We start from the raw sequence: 21755 nt of genomic DNA, 5'->3' as shown, positions 1-21755 counted from the left end.
CGTGGCGCTAGCTGCGAGCGGTCGCCTGCAATGACCGTTGGCGCCACTGCCGCGGGCTGCAGCCGCTCCAGCGCGAGAACGCACGGGAGAATGCGGACGCCTCGGAATAGCCGAGCAGGAAGGCGACGTCGCCGAGCGGCAGATGCGCTTGGCGCAGATAGTGGCGGGCGAGGTCGAGCCGCGTCACCTCGACGAGGTCGGAGAAGGTGGCGCCGAACTCGGCAAGCCGGCGCTGCAACGTCCACGACGTGGTCGACAGCGCCTCGGCGACCTCCTCGAGATGAAGCGCGCCGGCCGACAACCGCCGCCGGATTTCGCCACGGACCAGATCGAGGAACGCGGGCGTGCCGCAGGAGCCGGCGACACCGGCAAGATCTGTCGTCAGCCGCTGCAGGCGAGACAGATTGGCCTGGGGCATGGCGCGGTCCAGGCCGCGGTCGCGAAACACCAGCGCATTCGTGCCTTGTGACCAGCCGACGTCGGCATCGAAGGCTGCCTCATGATCGCGCCAGGCAGCCGGCCGGGCATGTTCGAACAGCACCATGTCGGGCGCCCAGCCCGATGGCAGGCAGGCGCGGAAGACGTTCGCGAACATGCCCATGGTCAATTCGGCGTCCTGCCGGCGATCGACGATCGAGCCGTCGAGAATGCGATATTCCAGCCGGAGCAAACCGTCATGGCGCGTGAGACGGGTTTCGGTCGCCTGCTGATGCCAGGGAAACCACAGCGCAAGATGCTCGATCGCAGAGCCCAGCGTCGGCGCCGCGAGTGCGATCTCGCCGATCAGGCCGAGCATCTGCGGCTGGTAGCGCTGGCCGAACCACAGTCCGAAATTGTCGTTACCGGTCTCCTGCGCGGCATCTTCCATCATCGCGACGTAGTCGGCGAGGTCGAGCGCGCGGCGGGTCTGGCCGAGGCATTCGGCATCGATGCCCACCCGTTCGAACACCGCCTCGGGGCGGCCTCCCGTCAGGGCGATGAAATCGGCGACACCGGTCGCAGCAGCGGCCAGAATGTTCCGGCTGCGGTCGCGCGGATGCTGGTGTTCGGCTGCGGGAGGCTGTGCCATGAAATCCTCGCCTTTGAGGACGTACGCCGTCGGTTGACACCTCGTAGTTATGCAAGTCACGTGCCTGCCGAAGCGGGCTATCGATAGAGCCCCCCGCGCAGGGACGCGGAGGGCTTGCCTTGATCCTGGATCTCGCGAGTCCTCGCGGATCAGTCGGCCATGGCGCGGGCCTCGGTCAAGGCGATGTCGAGCAGGTTGTCACTCGCCGCGTTGCCGCGCTTGCCGGCCGTCAGACGATAGAGCAGCAGACCGACGGCGAACAGCACCACGAAGGCCGCGAACACCTGCAGGTTGAACCAAATCATCGTGAGCAGCGAGAGCGTCGCACACACCAGCGCCACGGCCGGAAGCACGGGATAGAGCGGCGCCTTGAACGGCCTGATGAGGTTGGGCTCGGTGGCGCGCAGGCGGAACAGCGCGGCCATGCTCATGATGTACATCACGAGCGCGCCGAACACGCTCATGGTGACGATGTTCGCCGTCAGCGTCTGCCCGGCGAACTGGATGAGCTCGTCGGAGTAGATCGCGGCGATCCCGATCACGCCGCCGGCCAAGATCGCCCAATGCGGCGTGCGGCAGGTCGGGTGCAGCGCGGCGAGCTTGGCCGGCAGGAAGCCGGCGCGCGACAGCGCGAAGATCTGCCGCGAGTAGCCCATGATGATGCCGTGGAACGAGGCGATCAGTCCGAACAGGCCGATCCACACCAGCATGTGCAGCCAGCCGGAGTTTTCGCCGACCACGATCTTCATCGCCTGCGGCAGCGGATCGTTGATGTTGGCGAGCTTCGACCAGTCGCCGACGCCGCCGGCCATGATCATGGTGCCGAAGGCGAGCACGACGAGCGTCAGAATCCCGGCGATGTAGGCGAGCGGAATCGTCTTGGTCGGATTCTTGGTCTCCTCCGCGGCCATGGCCGCACCTTCGATCGCCAGGAAGAACCAGATTGCGAACGGGATCGCCGCGACGATGCCGCCGATGCTCGTCAGCGAGAACGAATTCTCACCGGCCCAGCCGTTGGCGGCGAAGTTGGCGAAGGAGAAACCGGGCGACACGACGCCCATGAACACCAGGAGTTCGGCAATCGCCAGGACCGTGACGAACAGCTCGAACGTCGCGGCGATCGATACGCCGGCGATGTTGAGGGCCATGAACACCAGATAGGCGCCGAGCGCGGCGGTCTTGGGCGACAGCGCCGGAAACTGGACGTTGAGATAGGCGCCGATGGCGAGCGCGATGGCAGGCGGAGCGAACACGAACTCGATCAGCGTCGCGAAGCCGGCGACGAAGCCGCCGAGCGGGCCGAAGGCACGGTAGGAATAGGCGAAAGGACCTCCGGCATGCGGGATCGCGGTGGTGAGCTCGGTGAAGGAGAAGATGAAGGTCGTATACATCACCGCGATGAAGATCGTGGTGACGAGGAAGCCGAGCGTGCCGGCCTTGTCCCAGCCATAGCTCCAGCCGAAATATTCGCCGGAGATCACCAGCCCGACCGCGATGCCCCACAGATGGAGTCCGGTCAGGCTCTTCGAAAGGGTCGGTTTGGCCTCGTCACTCATGTCCAGTCGCTCCTGTCTGCTTGTGATGGGTGATTTGGGATGACGATGTGGTCGTCTCGATCGCGGCATCCGGCGCCGCCTCCTTGAGGCCGATGCCGGTGACGCCGATCCGCAGCGCCTCGCGCACCAGCCAGGCCAGCTTGTCGGCGGCGCGCTCGGCCGAGAGCCCGTGGTCGTGAATGTTGGAAATGCAGTTGCGGGCGCTGTCGCGCAGGCCCGGGGCCGGGTGCAGCGTCAGATACACTCCGAGGGAGTCTGCGGCCGACAGACCCGGACGCTCGCCGATCAGGACCGCCACCAGCCGTGCGCGCATCGCGGCGCCGACATCGTCACCCAGCGCCACGCGCGCCTGCGAAGCCAGCACGATCGGGCCGATGGACAGGCCCGTCAGACGCGCCTCGGTGGCGATCACGACAGCGGCGGCATGGCTTTCGACGGCATCCGCCGACAGCCCGTCGGCAATGATGAAGACGAGATCGTACGGACCGGATGTCAGCCTGGCGGCTTCCTTCGCGGCGAGGCGGCGCCCGAGGTCGGGCCGGCGCAGATAGCTGGCGCGGTCCGGTGCTGCACTCGCGACCTTGATCACCTCCCGCGGCGCGAGCGCGTCGGCGATGCCGTCGAAATTGACCTTGCCCCATACGGCATCGCGCGCGAGCGCATGTGCCATCTGGAATTCCAGCTTCGCGGCCGTCGGAAGCCCATCGCCGGAGCGGCCGAGTGCGACGCGGGCGCGCGTCATCCGGCGCAGCAGGTCGAACGGATCGTCCCTCATGCCCGCGCTCCCTGGCCGATCAGCCGGACTACGGAAGGCGCGCTGCCCGGCAATGGCGGCACGCGGCCGCTTTGGTCGAGCAGGCCCATCCGCGCCAGCCAGGCCTCGAACTCCGGCGCCGGACGGCGGCCGAGCAGATGCCGCAGCCGCATCACGTCGTGATGCGACAGGCTCTGATAGTTGAGCATGATGTCGTCGGCGCCCGGCACGGCGATCAGGAAGTTGACGTTGGCCGCCGCGAGCAGCAGCGCCAGATCGTCCATGTCGTCCTGATCGGCCTCGGCGTGGTTGGTGTAGCAGACATCGCAGCCCATGGGCACGCCGAGCAGCTTGGCGCAGAAATGATCCTCCAGCCCGGCGCGGATGATCTCCTTCGCGTCGTAGAGATATTCGGGACCGATGAAGCCGACCACGGTGTTGACCAGCAGCGGTGAAAACACGCGCGCGACGGCATAGGCGCGGGCCTCGACGGTCTGCTGATCGAGGCCGTGATGGGCGTCGGCCGACAGCGCCGCGCCCTGGCCGGTCTCGAAATACATCACGTTGTTGCCGACCGTGCCGCGCTTCAGCGACAAGGCTGCGTCCTGCGCCTCGGCGAGCAGCTTCAGGGTCACGCCGAAGCCGCCATTGGCAGCCTCGGTGCCGGCGATCGACTGGAAGACGAGATCGAGCGGCGCGCCTTTCTCGATCGCCCGGATCGAGGTCGTGACGTGGCTCAGCACGCAGGACTGCGTCGGCACCTCGAATTTGAGCCTGAGATCATCGAGCATCGTGAGCAGGCGGATGCAGGCCTCGACATTGTCGGTCGCGGGATTGATGCCGATCACCGCATCGCCCATGCCGAACAGCAAGCCATCGAGCGTGCCTGCGGCGATCGCCTGGGGATCGTCGGTCGGATCATTCGGCTGCAGCCGCGACGACAGCCGCCCCTCCAGGCCGATGGTGGAGCGGAAGCGGGTCACGACCCGGCATTTGGCGGCGACGGCGACGAGATCGCCATTGCCGCAGAGCTTGGAGACCGCGGCCACCATCTCCGGCGTCAGGCCCGGCGCGAGGGCGGCCAGCCGGTTGGCATCCGCCTCCCAGGACATCAGCCATTCGCGCAATTCTCCGACGGTCAGCGACGCGACGGGCGCGAATGCGGCGGCATCGTGGCTGTCGAGGATGAGGCGCGTGACCTCGTCGCTCTCGTAGGGAATCAGCGGCTCGTCGAGGAAACGCCGCAGCGGCACGTCGGCGAGCGCCATCCGCGCCGCCACCCGCCGCGCGGCGCTGTCGGCTGCTATGCCAGCCAGCTCATCGCCAGAGCGGCGCGGCGAGGCGCAGGCCAGCAGCGTCTTGAGATCGTCGAACACATGAGTTTCGCCGCGATGGCGCGACCGGAACGCACCCGTCATCTTCGACCTGCCGCTCGTGCTGCGTCAGAGCGGTCCAAGCGGCCGCGATGGCGACCACAACGCTCATGAGCTGGGGCAGGTTAAGCGAGGGCGGCTCCGGAAACTTGACATCTTAGCACAATCTTCGGTCACGCCGCGCGAATGCTCAGAAAACTGGCATCGGTGACCCTCGGGGGCGGGCGAATGCTGTCAACACGTGGACGGCCCGCCATGGACCGCGCCGCTCCAGAATGCTATCTCGCCACCCCACATGAGTGACCTGTCCATTACGATCTCCGCCGAAAAGCCGGGCGACGCGCAGGCGATCGAGCGGCTGCATGAGCGCACCTTCGGCCCCGGCCGCTTCGTGCTGAGCGCCTACCGCTTGCGCGAGCATGTCGATCATCTGCTCGCGCTGTCGTTCACCGCCCATATCGGCACTTTGCTGGTCGGCTCGGTGCGGCAACTGCCGATCTGCGTCGGCGACACCAAGGCGCTGATGCTCGGGCCGCTGACGGTCGAGCCGCCGTTCCGCAAGCACGGCATCGGCCGCATGCTGATGGAGCGCTCGGTCGTGGACGCGCGGGCGCAGGGCCACCGCTTGATACTGCTGGTGGGTGACGCGGCCTACTACGCGCGCGTCGGCTTCAAGCCGGTGCCGAAGGGCAGGGCGATCATGCCGGGACCGGTGGATTACAACCGGCTGCTGGTGAACGAACTGATCGAGGGCGCGTTCGAGGGCGTCGAGGGTGCGATCCGGCCCGATTGGGATTACGCGAAGTAATCTCGGTCTCTCCGTCATTGCGAGCGAAGCGAAGCAATCCAGAGTTCCGCCCACGTCTCTGGATTGCTTCGTCGCTTCGCTCCTCGCAATGACGAAGGAGGGGGCGCAGATTGGTCGCGTTCTGCGCCCTCCTCGAATCAGAATTTGAGGTTGGCAAAGATCCGCACGCCGATGCCGGGCAGCAGCACCTCGTCCTTGGTGTAGGACACGGAATTACGGATCTTCTCGTTGAGCAGATTGTTGCCGACGAGGCCGACCAGCATCTCGCGCGCGCCGAACATGTTCGCATCGAGTTTGGTCCGGTAGCTGACCTCCGCCTTGAGCAGGTTGTAGCCCGGCGTCGGAGTCTCCGCGATCGGCGCGATGTCGTTCTGCGCGAAGGCGTGCAGCAGGTTGATGCGGGTCAGCCAGTTGGCATCGCGCCAGAACAGGCCGCCGCCGACGCGCATCGGCGGAATCCGCGGCACGTTGGTGCCGTCCGCGAAGGTGGCGCGGGCGACGTCGAACTGGTTCTCGATGCCCCAGATGCCGCTGCCGAGCGGAGCAACATCGAATTGGCTCTGGAACTCGAAGCCGCGGAACAGCGCGTTGCGCTGCGAGTAGACCGCCTGATTCAGCTCGGTGCCGGTGGTGCCGCAGGAGGCAAAATCGTCGCCGCACATCACGCCGGTCAGCCGGCGATAGATGAAGTTGCTGAACTGCGTGTAGTAGGCCGTGGCTTCGAAGCGGAACGGGCCGGTGGCCTTGCGCAGCCCGGCCTCGACGGTCTTGGCGGTTTCGATGGTCAGGTTCGGATTGCCGATGTCGAAGGTTGCGGTCGCATCATGGCCGCCGCGCGAGAACAGCTCGGCTGGCTTCGGCGCGCGCTCGACATATTGCGCGGTCACGCTCGCCACCAGATCGCCCGGCAGGTTCTGCAACAGGCCGACGCTCGCGCTCTTCGGCGTGTATGACGGATTTCGGGCGATGTTGGCCTGCGGCGTGCCGTCCGGCAGATAGTCGACCGGGAAGTTCGGCGTGGAGCCGTTCAGCGCGATGTGCTCGATCCGGCCGGCGACCTGCGCCTTGGTCGAGGGCGAGAAGGCGAACTCGTTGAAGACATAGCCGGCGACGCGGTTGTTGGTGTTGGGGCCGAACAGGCCGTTGAACACCGAGCCGGGATTGTCGGGGCTCGGCGCATTCAGCTCCTGGTGCCCGGCCTGCACGCCATAGGCGGTCGTCAGGGTGGCGAAGCGCAGATTGACGGGCATCATCTGCATCTCGACGCGCGCTTCCTGCTCGCGATTGGTGAAGGTCTGGCGCACGCCATCGGTGGTCGGGTCGGTGACGGCTGCAAGGCCGAGCTCATTGTGCCGATAGTCTGTCGCGCCGGCCCAGAACCGGATCGCGTCGATTGCCGCGGAGTCCGGGCGATACTCGCCCTTCGCGGTGATCTTGGTCTGGTGCGCATCGATCCGGGTCCGGCTGTCGGCGCCGCCAATGCCGGGGATGTGGTAGAGCGCATCGGTCTGCGTGATCGCGGCGCCGACGAAGCCGCCTGAGAAGAAGTAGCTGCCGCCGATCGAGGCGCCATCGTTCTGCGCGGCGGAGTTCGGTTGTCGGCCGTTCACCGGGCGGGTCTGGTCGAACAGATAGGGATAGCCGGGAATGGAGTAGTCGCCGGTCTTGCGGCCGTAGGCATCGGCATGAAGCGCGAAATTGCCGCCGCCGGCATCGAGCAGCACGCCGCCCTCGACGCCGCGGTCGACCGAGCTGAACGAGCTGCGCGTTTCCGCGGTAACGCAGGGCGCGCTGCCCGCGGCCGGAGCGCTCGCCGGCAGGCCATAGGTCTGGAACGGCGCGGTCGAACAGGTCGGCAGGGCCTGCGGAATGCGGTTGTTGGTGGCGCTGACGACGCCGCCGATCGAGGTCGAGCCGTAGCGTAGCGCCGCGGGGCCGCGGACCACCTCGATCTGGTCGCTGGTGAGCGGATCGATCGGCACGAAATGGTCCTCGCCGAGATCCGAGGCGCCGCCGCCGCCGAGCCCGTTCTCGACGATGCCGACGCGGTTGACGTCGAGGCCGCGAATGATCGGCCGGCTCGATGCGCCCGGCGCGAAGCTCGATCCGGTGATGCCGGGTTTCGAATTGAGAAGGTCGCCGAGCGTGGCGGCGCCGGAGCGGCGCAGTTCCTCGTTCGGCACCACGGTGACGGTCGCGAACTGGTCGGTGACGACAGGCAGCACGCCCTGTTGCGGCGGGGGCGGCGCGGTCTGTGCCTCGCGCGCGGGCGCCGGCGTGTGTGGGCCGCTCCGGGCCACGCGCGGGGCGGGATTGGGCCGCGGCACCACCGGCTTGCGGGCACGGATCGGGCTCGGTGCGGTCACTGTGACCTCGGGCAGTTCGGCCGCCGGCTTCGCAGGATCGTCAGCGCGCGCGGGCGCACCCAAAGCGCACAACATGGCTGCGGCGCTGCAGCCCGACATCAAGGCTCTCGACAACATCTTTCACTTCCTGATCCTGATCAGGCGTCCCACGTCTTTCGTTGCCGGCGGGATGCGCCTGCCGTCGTCGTGCGACGGACCATTCCTTCACGCGGCCGCCGTGCGCTCGCGCGCAGGGCAGCGTTTCGAGCAGCTCAGATCAGGCGGTGGGAGGAGCGCGCGGCTGGAAGGCGGTGTCGACGACGACAGCCGCGACAGTGGCGGTGATCGCATCGGGCAGACGGAATGCGACCGCTTCAGGAGGCGTCAGAACTGGCGCCGGTGACAGCAGGATCGACTGCGCCATCGCCGTGACGGCGCAGATGGCACAGCCATCCGGCGACGGCTGTTGATCGGGATCTTGGTCAGCGGGAGAGGGACCAGTGTGCCGCTCGGCGATGGAGATGCCGCCGCCGTCCCGGGCTTGTCCGGCGAGCCAATGCACATGGCCGAAGGCGAGCGCGAATTGCAGCACCAGCGCCAGCAGCGCGAGCCGCGAGACATCCTTGATGTTCGCGCGAAACCAGCTCATCGCCAGCTCTGGCTCATATGAATAGGCCACCCCGTTCGGCTGAGAGGCTCAGCCTTTGTTACAATATAACATCGCAAGGGAGCTTCACAGCTGTCAATCAGTGCACTGCAACGGTGGTCGGAATCCCCGTCGCTGTGCCCTTCGCGCCACGTGGCGCGTCGCGGTGGTGCGTGCTTGTGTCTTCGTGTCAGCGTCCCTCGCGCACCCAGGTCGCGGCGAGCGCGCCGAGCAGCAGCAAGAGGCCGACCACGCCGGCGAACATCGGCAGCACGCCGACGCCCTTGACCACGCTGGCATCGCGCATGCGCACGCCCATCCAGCCGTCGCCGCTGAACAAGGTCGATGACCTCACCGGGACGATGCGCGGCATGTCGATGCCCGAGCCGTCGCCGATGCGGCGGGCATCGCCGCCCGTCGCCTGTGCCAGCGGCTTCAGGGTTTCGGTGGTCGAGGTGACCTCCGAGAATTCCTTGGGATTGGTCGGGCCGACATTGATCAGCGCCTTCAAGGTGCCGTCGGTCGCCTGCCACAGGCCGAGCTCGTTGGCGGGAAGGGTCGCGCGCCATTCGCCGGGATCGCCCTGGCTCAGAGTGAGCTCACGCGTCTGGCCCGACGGCGAGGTCACGGTCACCGGCGGGACGCTGTCGCCCATCGTCTGCCGGATGACGGCGAGATCCTTGCCTTGAATCTGTAGCCGCAGCGCTTCCTCGTCGAGATCCGGCTGCTGCATCAGCCAGTGCGACATGCGCCGGAGCAGGTCGAGATGCGGTCCGCCGCCCTCGTAGCCGCGTGCCCACAGCCAGATGTGGTCGGACAGCAGCAGCGCGACGCGGCCGGCGCCGAAGCGCGACAGCAGCAGCAGCGGCTTGCCGTCGGCGCCGGTCATGACCGGCGGACTGACCGCATTGCGCGTCTCCACGGTGCGGAAGAAGCGGCTCCAGTGCGGCGGCTCAGAGCCCGAGCCTTCGAGGCCGCGCGTCACCGGATGGCGTTTGCCGGCGTCGGATAGATGCGCATAGAACGGCTTCTCGGTGACGCCGACCGGTTCGGCGGGCAGCACCGAGTCGAGCGGTGTGCGCCAGATGCTGGTGTTGGAGGCGTAGTCCGGGCCGGCCGAGACCAGCACCGCGCCGCCATTCCTGACATAGCGCGCGATGTTGTCGAAATAGGCGATCGGCAACACGCCCTGGCGGGCATAGCGGTCGAAGATGATCAGCTGGAATTCGTTGATCTTCTGCTGGAACAGCTCGCGGGTCGGAAAAGCGATCAGCGACAGCTCGTTGATCGGGGTTCCGTCCTGCTTCTCCGGCGGCCGCAGGATCGTGAAGTGGACGAGATCGATGCTGGCGTCCGACTTCAACAGGTTGCGCCAGGTCCGCTCGCCCGAATGCGGCTCGCCCGACACCAAGAGCACGCGCAGCTTGTCGCGGACGCCATCGATCGAGACCACCGCGCGGTTGTTGACGAGGGTCAGCTCGTTGTCGAGCGGCGAGGCTTCGATCTCGACGATGTTCTGGCCTTCGTGCTTGACGTCGACGTCGACATTGGCGGCCTGGCCGCTGGTCAAGGTGCGCTCGCTGATGACCTCGCCGTCGCGGCGGATCACGACCTTCGCGCTGGCGCCGCTGACGCCCTGGTCGTCGAGCCGGAAGCTGATGGTCTGCGGCTGGCCGACGATGCCGAAGCGCGGCGCGGCGGTGATCGCGATGCGGCGGTCGCGCTCGGCCTTCTGGCCCGTGATCAGGGCCTGCAGCGGAGCCTGGAAGCCGAGTGCGGCCACGTTGCCGGGAATGTCGTGGACGCGGCCGTCGGTGATCACGAAGGCGCCCGCGACCCGATCGACGGGGACGTCCGACAGCGCCGAGGTCAGCGCGCTGAACAGATGCGTGCCGTCGGTCTCGCCGTCGGCCTGGCCGGCATCGACGACGCGGACCTCGAGGCCCTTGATCTTCTTCAAGCTGTCGACCAGCGACTCCTGGGCCGCCTGGGTCTGCTTGTTGCGGTCACCGAAATTCTGGCTCGGGCTCTTGTCGACCACGACGGCGGCGACCGAGCTCAGCGGCTCGCGGTCCTCGCGCGTGAACTGCGGATTGGCCAGCGCGAGCGCGATCAAAGCCAGCGCGGTGACGCGGATCCAGGCCGAACGCGAGCGGCCGAGCAACAGGAGCGCGGCGATGACGACGATTGCGCCGATCGCAAGCCACAGCACGATCGGCGGAACCAGAGGTGTGAACGCGATGCCGTAGTTCATGAGGCAAACTCGCAGTTGTCGTCATGCCCGGGCTCGTGCCGGGCATCCACGTCGCGCAGCGTGCGTCGCTGCTCGTGGATCGCCGGGTCAAGCCCGGCCATGACAACCATTGTTGTTGCGATATCGAGAGCGACGACGCGCATTGTCACTGCCCGAGCCGTTCGATCAGCGCCGGCGCGTGCACCTGGTCGGCCTTGTAGTTGCCGGTCAGCGTGTACATCACGATGTTGACGCCGGCGCGGAAGGCGAATTCGCGCTGCCGCGGCTCGCCGGGAACCATCGGCAGCATGGCCTGGCCGTCGGGGCGGATGGCCCAGGCGCCGGCGAGATCGTTGGAGGTGATGATGATCGGTGAGACACCGTCGCCGCCACGCGCCGGACGGGAGGCGCTGTCCTCGTCCTCATCTTTCGGCAGCGCCTCGACCCAGGTCTGGCCCGCGGTGAAGCGGCCGGGGAAGTCGCGCAGCAGGTAGAACGTCTTGGTCAGCACGTGCTCGCGCGGCACCGGCTCGAGCTCGGGCACATCGAGCGACGACAGGATCTCGCGCAGCGACTGCATGCCCGGGGTCTGCTGCGCGCCGTTCTCGCCCGGAGGAGCCTCGACGGCGTCGCGGGTATCGAAGATCACCGTGCCGCCCTGCTTCATGTAGGCGTCGATCTTGTTGATCGCGTCCTGCGGCGGCTTCGGCACGCCCGGCACGATCGGCCAGTAGATCAGCGGGAAGAAGGCAAGCTCGTCATGGGCGGGATCGACGCCGACGGGATCGCCGGCTTCAAGCGCGGTCCGCTGCGCCAGGAACAAGGTCAGCCCGGTCAGCCCGGCCTTGACGATGGAATCGACGTCGGCATTGCCGGTCACGACATAGGCAAGCCGCGTCTGTGACACTGCGCGCATCGCGAAATCATCGCTGGCGGCGTCGGCGCGTGCGGGCGCCGGCATCGCGACCGCGAGCAGGGCGCCGGTTGCCAGCACCGCAAGCGCGATGGCCGCGGGGGCCGCACGCCGTCGTCTTGCCAACGCGGCCAGCACGCCGCCGAGCAGGGCGACAATGACGGCGTCGATCAGGAACAGCAGCAGTGCGGTCGACAGCAGGATGCCCCGGAGATCGCGCGGCTCGGCGGTGGTGTAGCTGGCGCGGTTGGCGCGCAGCGCTGCCGTGTCGAGCTGCAGAATGCGATCGGCGGGGCTGAGCGTGTTCACTGCGGTAGGTCCCTCGGCTGGGCCATAGAATCCGGGCGGATGATCCAGCGAAGCCCGGTCGTTGAAATCGGCCGGTAGCGGCTTGGCGGTCGAAGGCGGCGGTCCGAAGGCGCCGAAGCCGTCGAGGATGTGCAGCGGCGCCAGCGTGGCCTTGGCGGTCTCACCCGCGGGACCTGGGCCCGGCGTCGAGGTGTAGCCGGACATGTCGACGATGCGGCGGAGCATCTCGACCATGGCGCCGGACATCGGCAGATCGGACCAGCGCATGTCGGCGCTGACGTGGAACAGCGCGATCAGGCCTTTGCCGCGATGCTCACCAGTGACGAGCGGCGTGCCGTCCTCCAGCGACGCCCAGCTCTTGGTCGCCAGCACGGCGTCGGGCTCGGCGAGAACCTGGCGGTTGACGGTGACGTCCTTCGGGACAGTGATGCCGGCGAACGGGCCGTCGGCGGCGAACGCGGCCAGGTGCTGCGGCTTCTCCCATGTCAGGCTGCCGCCCAGGGTGCGGCCGCCGCGGCGCAGCTTCACTGGCACGAGGTCGTCGTCGCCCTGCGCCAAGCGCGGGCCGGCGAAGCGCACCAGCACGCCGCCATTCTCGATCCAGCCGTTGAGACGGTCGCGCAGCTCCGGCGACAGCGTGCCGACGTCGGCCATCACGATCATCGGCACCTTCTGGTCGAGGAACTGCGTGATGACCTGCTGCGGGGCGCCGCGATCGCCCAGCCTGAGATCGGCGAATGGCGACAGCGCGCGGGTGAGATAGAAGGTCGGTGCGAGCAGCGGCTGCGCGGTGTCGCTGGTGGCGCCGGAGACGATGCCGACGGCGCGGCGGCGCCAGCGCTTGTCGAGCAACTGCACGGCGCCGGCCGAGCGCTCGCCCGCAATCTCGAGCCGGGTGATGTCGTTGCGCAGCTCGACCGGCAGGTCGAAGCTCGCCTCGGCGTCGTGCGCGCCGGCGGCAAAGCTGAACTGTGCCTCGCCGAGCGGCGAGCCCTTGGCATCGAGCGCGCGCACGATGCCGCCCGGAACGGAGAGATCCGCCCGCAGCACCTTCACCGTCATCTTGGCGGCCGCGTTCTCGGCGCCGGCGAGCGCCAGCGGCGAGGGCGTGCCGCCTTCGAACACGGTCAGGCTGCGGTCGCCGATCGTCTTGGCGAGACCCCCCACGAACTCGCTGCCGCGGCCGGGATCGACGCCGTCGGAGAACCACATGATCTCGGCATCGCCGGTCGCTTTCAGGAAGCGATCGAGCTGCGGCAGCGCATCGGCGCGCTCGGTCGTGTAGGCCTTGGGCGCGATCTGGCGCAGCGCGACGCGCGCAGCACCGGCCGGCATCAAGGTGAGGTCACGCGCGGGCTCCGACAGCGGCAGCAGCGCGACGCCGCGGCGGTCGGCATCGGCGTTGGCGATGATCTCGTCGGCGGCCCTGATGCGCGTGTCCCAGCTTGCGGCCGCGCTCCAACTGTCGTCGAGTAGCAGCACCAGCGGCGCCTTGCTGCCGACGGCTTCGGTGCGCGGATTCCAGATCGGACCGGCTGCGGCGAAGATCACCAGCGCCGCCGCCACCAGCCGCAGCAGGGTGAGCCACCAGGGCGAGCGCGACGGCGTCTCTTCCTTGGGTGTGATGTCGAACAACAGCCGGGTCGGCGGAAACTCGATGCGGCGCGGCCGCGGCGGCATCACCCGCAGCAGCCACCACAGCACCGGCAGGCTGACGAGACCGGTCAGCAGCAGCGGTTCGGCGAACGACAGCGGCAGGCCCATCATGCGCCGAGCCCTCCGGGGCCAGCGCCCACTTTGACACCGCTGCGCGCGCTACCTTTGGCCGTGGTCATGCCGGCATGCAGGAACAGCAGCAGCTCGGCGGCCGAGCGGCTGGTGGTGTGGGTTGTGAACAGCCAGTCGAGCCTGCCAGTCTCGGCGCGGATCTGGTCGCGATGCAGCGCCACGCGGGCGACGTAGTCCTGCGCCCAGCTCTCGGCGCGGCCGGCCGTGATCACCTCGCCGCCTTCCGGCTCGACGAACTCGACGCGGCCCGAATAGGGGAAGGTCTCCTCGGCCGGATCGACCACCTGCACCATCGTGCCGTGTGCACCGGACGCGGACAGGCCGGCCAGCATGGTGCTGATCTCGGAGATCGGCGACCAGAAATCCGACAGCACGACGATCTCGGCGAGCGCCGAGGGGACGAAGGACGGCGGCAGGCTCGGCCTGACAGCTTCGTCATGCAGCATCGCCTGCGCGATGCGGTCGATCACGTTGCGGCTTCCGGTCGGATTGATCAGGCCGGGAATGCCGACGCGTTCGCCGCCGGCGACCAGCAACTCGGCCAGGGCGAAGGTCACGATCAGGGCGCGCTCGAGCTTGCTGTCGCGCGCGCCCTTCGACGCGAAGGCCATCGACGGCGAGCGGTCCGGCCAGATCCACACCGTGTGCGCGGCCTCCCATTCCTGCTCGCGGACATAGAGATGGTCATCGCGCGCGGAGCGGCGCCAGTCGACGCGCTGCGACGGCTCACCGGAGACGAAGCGGCGGTACTGCCAGAAGCTTTCGCCGGAGCCGGCGCGGCGCCTTCCATGCAGGCCATGAATGACGTTGGCGGCAATCTGCCGGGCTTCCAGCACCAGCCGCGGCAGCGACGATGCCAGCGTCCGGCTTTCGCCATCGGCACGCCGTATCGCGAGAATCTCCTTGTCGGCGTGCCCTGTCGCTGCGGCCATCAGCCAATCCGGCTCTTCAGTTGCCGGATCACGTCCGGAATGGTGCGTCCCTCGGCGCGCGCCGGGAAGGTCAGCGCCATGCGGTGCTTGAGCACGGGCTCGGCGAGATCGAGCACGTCGTCGATCGAGGGCGCGAGCCGGCCGTCGAGCAGCGCGCGGGCGCGCACCGCGAGCATCAGCGACTGGCTGGCGCGGGGACCGGGGCCCCAGGCGATCAGCTTGCCGGCCTCTCCAGCCTCGGGACCGGGACGCGCCGAGCGCACCAGCGACAGGATCGCCTCGACCACGGAATCGCCGACCGGCAGCCGCCGCACCAGGCGCTGGGCCGCGATCAACGCATCGGCCGTCATCGCGCCCTTGGCGGCACTCTCCTCGGCGCCGGTGGTCTCGAACAGGATGCGGCGCTCGGCATCGCGATCCGGATAGTCGACGTCGATCTCCATCAGGAAGCGGTCGAGCTGAGCCTCGGGAAGCGGATAGGTTCCTTCCTGCTCCAGCGGATTCTGGGTCGCGAGCACGTGGAAGGGCTTCGGCAGGTCATGGCGGGCGCCTGCAACCGTGATGTGCTGCTCCTGCATGGCTTGCAGCAGCGCCGACTGCGTGCGCGGGCTGGCGCGGTTGATCTCGTCGGCCATCAGGAGTTGCGCAAACACCGGGCCGGCGATGAAGCGGAACGAGCGCTTGCCGCCGGCGCTTTCGTCCAGCACCTCAGCGCCCAGAATGTCCGACGGCATCAGGTCCGGCGTGAACTGGATGCGCTTCGCATCGAGGCCGAGCGTCACGCCCAAGGTCTCGACCAGCTTGGTCTTGGCGAGGCCGGGGACGCCGATCAGCAGCGCGTGGCCGCCGGACAGGATGGTCACCAACGTGTTTTCCACCACGCGGTCCTGGCCGAAGATGACGCCGGAGATCGCATCCTTTGCCGCTCGGATCTGGCCGGAGACCTGTTCGGCCGACCGGACGATCGCATCCTCGAGCTTCTCGGCACTCTCAGCCATTTCCGTCGCTCCTTCTGCCCCGCATCTTGAACTTTCGGACGGACGTTCCGCTCCAGTTTGCCGGGAAGCGGATGCCAACCTATGCGAAGGCGCTGTATTCGTTGAGTTAAACTATCCCCATATTATCGGCATTACGGGGTATTGACGGCATCACGTTATGGCGACCTTACATGACCTGCAGGGCCGCCAGGAACTTTTGCACAGACGACGGCGATGGAATCTTGCACCAATCGTGCCAAGGTGGACGCAAACTCAAGGCAAACCATGGCGAAGCAAGGGCAGACCACCGACAACGGACTCGATCGGCTGACGTCGGCGGCAACGCAGGCTGGCACATCGGCAAAGGGGCTGCCGCCGGTGCATTTGTGGAATCCGCCATTCTGCGGCGATCTCGACATGCGAATCGCCGGTGATGGTAGCTGGTACTACATGGGCACGCCAATCGGGCGGCCGGCGCTGGTGCGGCTGTTCTCAACGATCCTCAAGCGCGAGGGTGACCGCTATTTTCTGGTCACGCCGGTGGAGAAGGTCGGCATCCGCGTCGATGATGCCCCCTTCACGGCCGTAGAAATGCGGACGGAGAGCGATGCGCGCGGGCCGCTGCTGCATTTCCGCACCAATGTCGACGACTGGGTCGCGTGCGATGCCGAGCACCGGCTGCGCTTCGAGCCCGGCGAGAGCGGCGGCCTGACGCCCTATCTGCATGTGCGAGCCGATCTTTGGGCCAAGGTGACGCGGGCGCTGTACTACGAGCTTGTTGACATGGGTGAGGAGCGGATGATCGATGGTCGTGTGATGTTCGGCGTGGGGTCGGGCGGCGCGTTCTTCCCCATGGCCGACGCAGAAGAGGTGAGGGCGGCGCTTTGAACCAGCCCATGGTGAGGAACAGGACCGCTGAACTCAGTTCGGCCGATTTCTTCGCGCGGGGCCGCGCGCGGCTGCGCTTCGATGTTCCGCAGGCCCTGCTGGATCCGGACGTCATTCCGGCCAGTGGAGATTCCGGCACCGACCGCATGCTCGAGATCATCTCCCGCGAGCAGCCGATCCGCCCCGCGGCGGTGCTGATCCCGGTGGTCGACCACCCCGAGCCGACCGTCCTCCTGACCCAGCGCTCGCCGAACCTCTCGAGCCATGCCGGACAGATCGCCTTTCCCGGCGGCAAGATCGACGTCACCGATGCCTCTCCGCTCGATGCCGCTCTGCGCGAAGCCGAAGAGGAGATCGGGCTCGACCGCAGCTTCGTCGACCCGATCGGCTATCTCGACGTCTACGGCACCGCCTTCGGCTTCCGCATCCTGCCCACGGTGGCGCGGGTGCGGCCGGGATTCACGCTCAAGATCAACGAGGGCGAGGTCGACGACGCCTTCGAGGTGCCGCTGGCCTTCCTGATGGACCCCGCCAATCACCAGCTGCATTCCAAGGAGTTTCGCGGCATGGAGCGCTCATATTACGCGATGCCGTTCGCCGAGCGCTACATATGGGGCGCGACAGCGGGCATCCTTCGGGTGTTGTACGAGCGGATCGGTCGGCCATGATCCGTGGCGTGTTGACGGAAATCGGAATTTTCCTCATTCCTTTTGCGGTTTATGTGTTGTTCTTGCTCGCGACCAAATCGGGGCTGTTGGTGCCGGCCAACTGGCCCTTTCATCTGACCACAAAATTGACGGTGGCGGCGCTGGTGCTGGTGATTGCAAGTCTGGTCCTGCTCGCCGAGTTCTCCGGCGCGCCGCCGCGTTCGACCTACGTCCCCGCTCATGTCGAGAACGGCAGGCTCGTTCCAGGGGTCGAGAAATGATCGACGCGCGGGTGCTGCACGCGCCCTGGCTCTCGTCCGGTCCCGCCGCGCGCGTGCTCGCGCTGCTCAATTGCGATGGCGAGGAAGCACGGGTGGTCGGCGGCGCCGTGCGCAATGCGTTGCTCGGCATCGCCATCGGCGACATCGACATCGCGACCACGGCGCTGCCGGCGGAGGTGCTCCGGCGTGCCAAGGCGGCGTCGATCAAGAGCGTGCCGACCGGCATCGACCACGGCACCGTGACGCTGGTGCTGGACGGCCATCCGTTCGAGGTCACGACCCTGCGCGAGGACACCGAGACCTTCGGCCGCAAGGCCAAGGTCGAGTTCGGCCGCGACTGGGTCGGCGACGCGCACCGGCGCGACTTCACCATCAATGCGCTCTCCGTCGGGCCGGACGGCGTGGTGCATGATCACGTCGGCGGCCTCGCCGACATCGCCCAGCGCCGCGTGCGCTTCATCGGCGACCCCGCCCAGCGCATCGCCGAGGACTATCTGCGCATCCTGCGCTTCTTCCGCATCCATTCGGCGTTCGGTCACGGCGCCCCCGATTGCGAGGGCTATCAGGCCTGCATCGCCGGCCGTGCCGGGCTCGCCACGCTGTCAGCCGAGCGCGTGCGCATGGAGATGCTGAAGCTGCTCGTCACCGACGGCGCGGTCGGCGCGGTCACGGCGATGGCGGATGGCGGGTTGCTGACGGCGATCCTCGGCGGCGTCGCCTATCTCGGTCCGTTCGCCGCGATGATCGGCATCGAGCGCGAGCTGGAGCTTTCGCCGAGCCCGGTCCGCCGTCTCGCGGCGCTCGCGGTCGCCGTGACCGAGGATGCGCGCCGTCTCGGCGTCAGGCTGAAGCTCTCCAACGCCGAGACCAAGGCGCTCGACGGCATGGGCCATCGCTGGTGGCGGTTCGCTTCCGCCGACGAGGCGCGAGTCCGGCGTCTGCTGTATCGTCTCGGCGAGACCGTCTATCGCGACCGCCTGATGCTCGGCTGGGCGCGGGCGCGCGATCGCGACGACCGGCGCTGGCGCGAGCGTGCGCTGTTGCCGCAGCGCTTCACGCCGCCGAAATTGCCGTTGAAGGCGGCCGATTTCATCGCGCGCGGGGTTGCGGAAGGGCCGCTTCTCGGTCATGTGCTCACCCTCGCAGAGGATGCCTGGTTAGCCGCGGACTTCCCGCTCGACGAGGCATCGCTGAACGCGATCGCCGATCAGGCGGCGGCGCGCGTCAACCGCGACGGACGTTCATGAATTTTCTGGCGGGCTTTGCCGACATCTCGCTCCTGCAACTCCTGCTCGTCGCTGCCGTCGCTCTGTTCGCTTCGATCATCGGTGGTCTCGCCGGCTACGGCACCGGCGCTCTCATGCCGCTCGTGCTGGTGCCGATGGTCGGGGCCGAGCCGGTCGTGCCGATCATCGCGATCTCGGCGATCCTCACCAATCTCAGCCGCGTCGTCGCCTATATCAGCCATGCCGACCGTACGCGCGCCGGAATCGTCATCGCGGCAGCCGCGCTCACGACGGCGCTCGGCGCCTACGGCTACACGCGGCTGACCAATGCCGGCGCGGCGTTCGTGATCGGCACCATGCTCATCATGAGCGTTCCGCTGCGGCGGATCCTGCGCAAGCGCGAGGTCAGGATCGGCAATGGCGGGCTTGCTGCCGGCGCCGTGGGCTATGGCGTGCTGGTCGGCGGCACCTCCGGCTCCGGCGTGATCCTGCTGTCGCTGCTGATGGCCGCCGGACTCGAAGGCGCCGCGGTCATCGCTACCGACGCGATGATCTCGGTGGCCACGGGTGTCATCAAGATCTCGGTGTTTGGTTTGGCCGGCGTGGTCACCGTGCAGGTCCTGGCGTTCGCACTGCTGATCGGCGCGGTCGCGGTGCCCGGCGCGTTCCTCGCCAAGGCCTTCGTCGCCCGCATGCCGGTGCACATCCACGCCGCCATCCTCGACGCCGCCGTCATCACCGGCGGCGGCGTGATGATCGCACCGGCGGTGCGGCATCTGCTGCCGGCGGCGTAGCCTTCCGGCGTCAAGCCACCTGCTGGTCCGTGTCCCGATCGGATGGCGTGATGGTGCCGGTCTCGGCGCGTGCCACGATGGCATCGAGCGCGGCGACGGCCCGGTTCGTCACCTCGTCGAGCGGCGGCACCATGCGGCCGGAGGCGAGCTCGACACGGTTGCGGCCCTTGTGCTTGGCACGGTACAGCGCGCCGTCGGCGACGCGCAGGATCTCCGTCAGATCGAGGCCGGCCTCGGGATAGGCGGCGACGCCGACCGAGATCGTCACCCGCGGCAGCATGCCCACGCCATAGCTGATGTTGAGCGCCTCGACGCGGGCGCGCAGCTCCTCCGCGCGCATCGACGCGCTGCTCGACCTCGTCGAGAGCCGCCTGATCAAATGGCGTCCCAACGTCGCCGAGCGCCCGGCCTGAGGCACGACGCGGCCATCCACGAAAGGCCGAAGCGCCGGTCCTGACGGGCCGGCGCTTCTGTCATGTCAGCCTGATGTGGCCGCGGCCTGCATCAGCCCCACTTCATCTCGCCCTTCGCCACCTTGGCGCCGATGTCGAGGGCCACGCCCATGCCGAGGCCGGGGAACTTCGCCTCCATTGCGGCCTTCAGGGCTGCGGCGTCCTTGGCCTTGGCGAGCTCCTCCTCGAACGCGATGAGATAGGACTTGGTGTGCCGAACACCCGACAGGTCGGTGGCGGCGTCCGCCACGGCATGGCCGGCGACCACCACCGTCGGAGCGCGTGCAGCGATCTTGTCGAGGGTCGCGATCCAGGCTGCGCGCTGCTCCTTGCTCTGGGTGTCGGCCGTCCAGACATGGACACCCGAGAAGATCATGACGCCGCCGAATACGGCTGCGAGCGAGGGCACCCAGAGATAGCGCCGATTGGCCAGCCCCTCGGCGGCGACGATCTCGATCGTCTCTCCATCGACCGACAGCGACGGGCCATCGAACGGTTCGGGCAGAACGATGTCGGCCATCGTCTGCGGGCCGTTCTCCTTCAGCTGCGGGCCCCAGACGGCGAGCTTCTTCTCGACATTGCCCTTGATCGCCTCGATGGTCGCCGTGGCGGCGATCACCTTCACGCCGGGAAAGGCCTCGCGGATCGGCTTGAGGCTGAAGTAGTAGTCCGGGTCCGACTGGCTGATGTAGATGGCCGTCAGCGTCTTGCCGCTCGCCTTGATTGCGGCCGCCACCGCGCGGCCGTCCGGATAGTTGAAGCCACCGTCGATCAGCAGTGCTTCGGTGGGGCCCCTCAGCAGCACGGGCGCGCGGAAGAAGCCGTTCGGGCCGGCGGGAAAGTGTGTCCAGACCAGCTTGCTGCCAGCGGCACGGCCGCTGTCCGATGCACCGAGAATGGCTGCGGCGGTCCCTGCAATCGCTGTCGTCATGATCTGTCTCCGTGTCGGCATGTCAGTCTCTTCCTTGGAGTGATAAAACGATGAGGCCGGGCAGCAGGCGGCGCTCCGGCCGTGTGCGACGGCTGGGTGGATTGTGCCAGGCATCGAGTACGGAGCGGCTCAGGCTGCTCCGAGTTGTGCGAGCAGGCCGTCGAGCGGTTCGTACAAGGCGTTGCCCGGCAGCGGCCTCTGCCGCTCGCCGTCACCCGCCAGCAGGGCCGGGACACCGGACAAGCCGTAGCGTCGCATCAAGCTATGCGCGGTCTGGAGCCGGCGGCCATAGGCCTCGACCAGCGCGTGATCCCGGGCCAGCATCCGCTCGGCGGCGCTCGCAAGGCCCAGCGCTCGAAGGACTTCGCCGACGCCCGCGACGCTCACGATGTCCTGCCCGTGTACGTAGCGCGCAAGCTGCAGCTCCTTGAGGACCGTGAGCTCACGGCCGGGGTCGGTGACGTGGACCGCCGTCAGGCCGAGCGATGCGGCTGTCGAATCGAAGGCGCCGCCCGCGCCGAGAATGCGGGTGCGGTACGCGTCGGTGAAACGCTGGCCGGTCTGCTTGGCGATGCGCTGGTCGTTGCTCCAGGCATATTCGGAGAATTGCGCATCCATCCTGCCGGCGCCACGGCCGGCGAACAGGCCAGTGGGCAGCAGCTCGAGCGTGATGGCGTCGTGGGCGGCGAGCGTCTCGACCGCCGGGCCGGCGCCGTAGCACCATCCGCAGAGCGGGTCGAACAGATAGGTCAGTCGCATTTCCGGAACCCTGTCTTGGAGCGGCATGGCGCCGAGATAGCGGGTTCTCGTTTGTCCATAAATACAGCATAATG

20 protein-coding genes are annotated in these 21755 nt (G+C 67.8%); 6 read left to right on the top strand and 14 right to left on the bottom strand.

The annotated features are described in order from the left end of the window. Positions 1-7 precede the first annotated feature (7 nt). The 4 genes from qhpR to ACQR13_RS25965 all read right to left on the bottom strand — a co-directional run bounded on the left by qhpR (position 8) and on the right by ACQR13_RS25965 (position 4797). Positions 8-1069, bottom strand: coding sequence for an AraC-like transcriptional regulator QhpR (qhpR, locus tag ACQR13_RS25980; RefSeq protein ID WP_315717308.1), 1062 nt, complete (start codon positions 1067-1069; stop codon positions 8-10). A gap of 149 nt (positions 1070-1218) precedes the next feature. After that, the gene (gene eat, locus ACQR13_RS25975) at positions 1219-2625 is read right to left on the bottom strand and encodes an ethanolamine permease (RefSeq protein WP_315717307.1); all 1407 of its coding nucleotides are present in this window, start codon (positions 2623-2625) and stop codon (positions 1219-1221) included. Beyond that, the gene (gene eutC, locus ACQR13_RS25970; RefSeq protein WP_316172765.1) at positions 2618-3400 is read right to left on the bottom strand and encodes an ethanolamine ammonia-lyase subunit EutC; all 783 of its coding nucleotides are present in this window, start codon (positions 3398-3400) and stop codon (positions 2618-2620) included. Before eutC ends, eat begins: the two co-directional genes overlap by 8 nt. Then, positions 3397-4797 carry an ethanolamine ammonia-lyase subunit EutB gene (locus tag ACQR13_RS25965; RefSeq protein ID WP_316172766.1) on the bottom strand — a complete coding sequence of 467 codons (1401 nt, stop codon included), beginning with the start codon at positions 4795-4797 and terminating at the stop codon, positions 3397-3399. Before ACQR13_RS25965 ends, eutC begins: the two co-directional genes overlap by 4 nt. A 250-nt stretch (positions 4798-5047) precedes the next feature. Here ACQR13_RS25965 and ACQR13_RS25960 point away from each other — a divergent pair, with 250 nt between their 5' ends. Next, on the top strand, positions 5048-5560 hold the full coding sequence (locus ACQR13_RS25960) for a GNAT family N-acetyltransferase (RefSeq protein WP_315717304.1): 513 nt from the start codon (positions 5048-5050) through the stop codon (positions 5558-5560). 137 nt (positions 5561-5697) lie between these two features. On the opposite strand, the gene ACQR13_RS25955 is transcribed toward ACQR13_RS25960, so the two are convergent. From ACQR13_RS25955 to ACQR13_RS25925, 7 genes are all read right to left on the bottom strand, one after another. Beyond that, complete coding sequence (locus ACQR13_RS25955) at positions 5698-8025, bottom strand: TonB-dependent receptor domain-containing protein (RefSeq protein WP_434841390.1); 2328 nt, start codon at positions 8023-8025, stop codon at positions 5698-5700. Positions 8026-8182: 157 nt separating this feature from the next. After that, positions 8183-8554 (bottom strand): DUF2946 family protein, encoded by a 372-nt coding sequence (locus ACQR13_RS25950; RefSeq protein WP_316201122.1) that lies wholly within the window; start codon positions 8552-8554, stop codon positions 8183-8185. A 187-nt stretch (positions 8555-8741) separates the two neighbouring features. Beyond that, positions 8742-10805, bottom strand: coding sequence for a hypothetical protein (locus tag ACQR13_RS25945; RefSeq protein ID WP_434863379.1), 2064 nt, complete (start codon positions 10803-10805; stop codon positions 8742-8744). Next, positions 10802-10948 (bottom strand): hypothetical protein, encoded by a 147-nt coding sequence (locus ACQR13_RS25940; RefSeq protein ID WP_316175826.1) that lies wholly within the window; start codon positions 10946-10948, stop codon positions 10802-10804. The genes ACQR13_RS25945 and ACQR13_RS25940 overlap by 4 nt, the downstream gene beginning before the upstream one ends. A gap of 2 nt (positions 10949-10950) precedes the next feature. Further along, on the bottom strand, positions 10951-13773 hold the full coding sequence (locus ACQR13_RS25935; RefSeq protein ID WP_316193429.1) for a DUF4159 domain-containing protein: 2823 nt from the start codon (positions 13771-13773) through the stop codon (positions 10951-10953). Next, on the bottom strand, positions 13770-14726 hold the full coding sequence (locus ACQR13_RS25930) for a DUF58 domain-containing protein (protein ID WP_434863378.1): 957 nt from the start codon (positions 14724-14726) through the stop codon (positions 13770-13772). Before ACQR13_RS25930 ends, ACQR13_RS25935 begins: the two co-directional genes overlap by 4 nt. Then, positions 14726-15724, bottom strand: coding sequence for an AAA family ATPase (locus ACQR13_RS25925; RefSeq protein WP_315717298.1), 999 nt, complete (start codon positions 15722-15724; stop codon positions 14726-14728). Before ACQR13_RS25925 ends, ACQR13_RS25930 begins: the two co-directional genes overlap by 1 nt. Before the next feature lie 264 nt (positions 15725-15988). On the opposite strand from ACQR13_RS25925, the gene ACQR13_RS25920 reads away from it, so the two are divergent. Genes ACQR13_RS25920 through ACQR13_RS25900 form a run of 5 tightly spaced genes read left to right on the top strand, consistent with a single transcriptional unit; the run spans position 15989 to position 19539 of the window. After that, positions 15989-16591 carry a DUF1285 domain-containing protein gene (locus ACQR13_RS25920; RefSeq protein WP_315757019.1) on the top strand — a complete coding sequence of 201 codons (603 nt, stop codon included), beginning with the start codon at positions 15989-15991 and terminating at the stop codon, positions 16589-16591. Positions 16592-16599: 8 nt separating this feature from the next. Then, a complete protein-coding gene (locus ACQR13_RS25915) occupies positions 16600-17259 on the top strand; it encodes a CoA pyrophosphatase (protein WP_409977949.1) in 660 nt (219 codons plus the stop codon). Then, a complete protein-coding gene (locus tag ACQR13_RS25910) occupies positions 17256-17519 on the top strand; it encodes a DUF6111 family protein (protein WP_315717295.1) in 264 nt (87 codons plus the stop codon). Before ACQR13_RS25915 ends, ACQR13_RS25910 begins: the two co-directional genes overlap by 4 nt. Further along, on the top strand, positions 17516-18766 hold the full coding sequence (locus ACQR13_RS25905) for a CCA tRNA nucleotidyltransferase (protein ID WP_316187341.1): 1251 nt from the start codon (positions 17516-17518) through the stop codon (positions 18764-18766). The genes ACQR13_RS25910 and ACQR13_RS25905 overlap by 4 nt, the downstream gene beginning before the upstream one ends. After that, entirely contained in the window at positions 18763-19539 is a 777-nt protein-coding gene (locus ACQR13_RS25900) for a TSUP family transporter (RefSeq protein WP_434863377.1), read from the top strand. The genes ACQR13_RS25905 and ACQR13_RS25900 overlap by 4 nt, the downstream gene beginning before the upstream one ends. A 10-nt stretch (positions 19540-19549) precedes the next feature. Here the strand turns inward: ACQR13_RS25900 and ACQR13_RS25895 are convergent, their stop codons facing one another. The 3 genes from ACQR13_RS25895 to ACQR13_RS25885 form a co-directional block, all read right to left on the bottom strand. After that, positions 19550-19957 carry a diguanylate cyclase gene (locus ACQR13_RS25895; protein WP_434863376.1) on the bottom strand — a complete coding sequence of 136 codons (408 nt, stop codon included), beginning with the start codon at positions 19955-19957 and terminating at the stop codon, positions 19550-19552. Between the two features lie 86 nt (positions 19958-20043). Next, positions 20044-20943: an MBL fold metallo-hydrolase gene (locus ACQR13_RS25890; RefSeq protein WP_315717291.1), complete on the bottom strand. Its 900-nt coding sequence runs from the start codon at positions 20941-20943 to the stop codon at positions 20044-20046. A gap of 108 nt (positions 20944-21051) precedes the next feature. Next, positions 21052-21681 carry a DsbA family protein gene (locus tag ACQR13_RS25885; protein WP_315717290.1) on the bottom strand — a complete coding sequence of 210 codons (630 nt, stop codon included), beginning with the start codon at positions 21679-21681 and terminating at the stop codon, positions 21052-21054. Between the last annotated feature and the right edge of the window lie 74 nt (positions 21682-21755).

This window comes from Bradyrhizobium sp. HKCCYLRH3059 (assembly GCF_051168035.1).
Lineage (GTDB): Bacteria > Pseudomonadota > Alphaproteobacteria > Rhizobiales > Xanthobacteraceae > Bradyrhizobium.
The sequence above is the reverse complement of the archived record's forward strand: the minus strand, read 5'-3'. Positions and strand labels throughout refer to the sequence as shown.